A 3,570-nucleotide genomic window follows, 5' to 3' on the forward strand; every position below is an offset into this window, starting at 1 on the left:
CTCGTTGGCTCGCCGCTACCCGCGGCGCAAGGTCTCGCTCAGCAGCGAGCGCAAGCCGATGGAGTTCTACGACACCCCGGAGCGCCCCAAAGCGTCGGGTCCGTTTCAGCACGGCCGGCACGTTCCCGGTGACGGTCTTCCGGCTGCCTTCCCTCGACGAACGCGGCCGGCGACGCCTCGCGGTCGCCCTCGACGACCAGCCTCCGACGGTCCTGTCGGGCCAGGCGGTCGCCACGGGCAACCGGGGCGACGCCTGGGCCCGCAACGTGGAGGAGGGCATCGAGAAGCTGACGGCCCGGGTGACCGTGTCCGCGCCCGGTGAGCATGTGCTGAGGGTGTTCATGGTGGATGCGGGGATCGCGGTGGACCAGATCGTGATCGGCACGGGCGGGGTGGCGGGCGGGTATCTGGCGCCGCCCGAGAGTTACCGCCACATCTGATCCGGGGGGGGGCCGGGCGGACCCGTCCGACGCCTGTGCGGGCCGCCCGGTCCTCCGCCACAGCCTTCTTCTCCGGATCGGTGCATACGGAAAAGGCGTAAAGACTCTTCGAGGAGCCGGAGCGACGGAGGGAGACCGCCTGCCGCCCGGCGTGCATCGGAAGTGATTCGCCCAACGCTTCCCCGTGCACCCGTGCGCCCCCTTGGAGAAAGGGTTCACCAAGTCGGCGGCCGACTTGGACTGGGCAGGACATGGGACAAGCACCACGTCGGTGAAACGTCACCGTTTTCCCAGGTCGACTGAAGCAGGTGGTACTTCGATGAACGGCTGCGTTCCTGAATCGGACCAGGCATGGACGGTTGGTACTGCTCCAGGCATATTCCCAGCCATCGGCCACGGTATCGCCTTGCTCCGTCGGCCGCTCGAGTTTCTGAATTCTCTTCCCGCACAGGGCGATCTGGTCGAGATACGCCTGGGTCCCCAGCGGGCGTGGATGGTGTGTCACCCGGTACTGGTCCACCGGATGCTCCGCGACACCCGCACCTTCGACAAGGGCGGACCGCAGTACGAGAGGCTGCGGGCGCTGATGGGCGACGGTGTCGTCACCTGCCCGCATGCGGAGCACCGGCGTCAGCGCCGGTTGCTGCAACCCACCTTCCGCCCCGCCGGCGTCGCCGCGCAGACGGATGTGATGGCCGAGGAGGCCGCGTCGCTGTGCCGCGACTGGCGTACGGGGCACGAGGTCGATGTCAGTGCCGCCACGCTGGGTCTGACGACCCGGCTGATCAGCCGGCTGCTGCTCTCCGACTCGCTCGCTCCGGCCGCGGCCGACGAGGTGCGGCGCTGCCTCGCCGCCATCGTCCGCGGCCTGTTCGTGCGCACGGTCGTGCCGGTGGACGCGCTGTTCCGTCTTCCCACGCCCGCGAACCGCCGCTACCGGCACGCGGTGGAGCGGGTGCGCGAGCTCATCGGCGCGGCCATCGCCGAGCGCCGCCGGGGCACTGCTCGCGACGATCTGCTCGGGCTCCTGCTGGCGGCCGCCGAGGCCGGGGACGACGGGGCCCCGGTCACCGACCGGGAGGTCCACGACCAGTTGGTGTCCCTCCTGCTCACCGGTTCCGAGAGCCCGTCGATGTGCCTGGCCTCCACCTTCAGCCTCCTGGCCCAGCACCCGGAGGTGGAGCGGCGGTTGCACGCGGAGGTCGACACCGTCCTCGCCGGCCGGTTACCGGACGCCGGCGACCTGCCGCGCCTGGTCTACACGAGCTCCGTCCTCACCGAAACGCTGCGCCACTCCCCGCCCGGCTGGCTCTTCACGCGGGTCACGACCCGGGAGGCGGAACTGGCCGGACGCCGGCTGCCGCAGGGAACCACGGTCCTGTACAGCCCGTATCTCCTGCACCACGACCCCGTGTCGTTCCCCGAGCCCGACCGGTTCCTGCCCGAGCGCTGGCTGGAGGGTGAAGCCGCCACCGGTCCGCACGGTGCGCTGATCCCGTTCGCCGCGGGCAGCCGCAAGTGCATCGGTGACCTGTTCTCCATGGCCGAGATGACCGTGGCCCTGGCGACCATCGCCGGCCGCTGGCGGCTACGGCATCCGGCCGGGCGCATCGCACCACCGCGCCCCGGGGCGACGTTGGGACCGAGGTCCCTGACGATGATCTGCGCAGCGCGGGCGGACACGCCGGGCGGCACCGCGCCGCACGCCGTCGCCCTCGCGCCCGGAGCCGCGCCGGCGGCGTCCGGGGTGGAGAAGACCCGGAGGGGCGGTGACAACGGTGTCCACCACGCATGAGGAGAGGGCGGCCGTCGCGCAGGACGTGATTCCTGCTTCCACCCTGGTGGAACTGATCGACGCTCACCTCTACATGCCCTTCCCGTTCCGGCGCAATCCGCAGGAGCCGGCGGCCGCGGCAGGGGTGGACCACTGGCTGCGCGTGACCGGGCTGAGCGACGAGCCCGGGGTCGCGGCCATGATCTCCCACACCCGCCCGGCCGAGCTGGCGTCCTACAACAGCCCCGACGCGGATCCCGGCATCCTGCAGCTCGTCGCCCACCAGATCGCCTACCAGTTCGTCTTCGACGACCGGGCCGAGGAGGTCGGCCGGCACCGGCCCGGCCAGTTGCTGCCGATGCTGTGCGAGAGCATCGCGGTCCTGCGGGACGGAGCACCGCCCAGCACCCCGTTGGGAGCGGCCCTGTCCGACCTCTACCGGCAGATCCGCGAGCGGTGCACACCGGCACAGGCCGCGCGCTGGGCCTGGAAGAGCCGCGAGTACGTGCACGGACTGCTGTACGAGGCGGTGGCGCAGGCCCATCCCTCGCCCCTGCCGTCCGGGCTGTGCACCTCGATACGGTCCCTCACCGCGGGGGTCGAGCCCTTCTACCCGCTGTGCGAGGCCGCGCAGCCGTGCGAGCTGACCTCCGGGGAACTGCACCACCCGATCATGCGGCGCCTGAGCCGGCTGTCGGCCGACGCGGCGGTCTGGATCCCCGACCTCTTCTCCGCGGTCAAGGAGCAACGGTCCGGCGAAATGATCAACCTGGCCCTCGCCTACCAGCGGGCCCACCACTGTTCCCTGCCGGTGGCCGTCACCCTGGCCATCCAGCAGATCAACGGCACGATCCGCGAGTTCGAGAGGCTCCACGCGGAGATCGAACCGGAGTTGAGCCCTTCGGGCGTCGGCTATGTGGAAGGCATGGCCGGCTGGATCCGCGGCTGCTACTACTGGTCCCGCACCGTGCCGCGCTACGCGGACGCGGCAGCGCCGGCACTGCCCTGAGGGGGCGCTGCGGCAGGCCGCGGAGCGGGTGCCCATTCGAGCCACGGTACCCGCGGAACCCGCACTTCACGCGGCTTCAGCGGGTCATTCACCCTTCTTCGTCGTGCTCGTTCCAGAATCCGGAACGGGGCCCATCGGGAGGCGTACGCTCTGCGCTGCCTCCCGATGGCCGACGACAGGAAGCGGTACGGCACATGGCGCATGAGCTGCGGCAACCCCCGCCCGAGACCCGGCCGTTGCTCGAGCGCCGCAAGGAGCTCCGGGCGCTCGACTCGGCCCTGACGGGCCTGCGGGACACCGCCGACGGCGTGCCCCAGGCACCCCACGGTGGGCTCCTCGCCTTCACC

At 71.3% G+C, this 3,570-nt stretch carries 2 protein-coding genes and 1 pseudogene; all 3 read left to right on the forward strand.

Features of this window, described 5'->3' with window-relative positions:
- Nucleotides 1-440, forward strand: a pseudogene (locus ABZ281_RS42485) (hypothetical protein); the annotation flags it as partial.
- A 319-nt stretch (nucleotides 441-759) separates the two neighbouring features.
- A complete protein-coding gene (locus tag ABZ281_RS42490) occupies nucleotides 760-2,235 on the forward strand; it encodes a cytochrome P450 (RefSeq protein WP_356663385.1) in 1,476 nt (491 codons plus the stop codon).
- Nucleotides 2,219-3,223 (forward strand): (-)-alpha-amorphene synthase, encoded by a 1,005-nt coding sequence (locus ABZ281_RS42495; RefSeq protein ID WP_356663387.1) that lies wholly within the window; start codon nucleotides 2,219-2,221, stop codon nucleotides 3,221-3,223. Before ABZ281_RS42490 ends, ABZ281_RS42495 begins: the two co-directional genes overlap by 17 nt.
- Nucleotides 3,224-3,570 lie beyond the last annotated feature (347 nt).

Source organism: Streptomyces sp. NPDC006265 (assembly GCF_040613555.1).
Classification (GTDB): Bacteria; Actinomycetota; Actinomycetes; order Streptomycetales; family Streptomycetaceae; genus Streptomyces.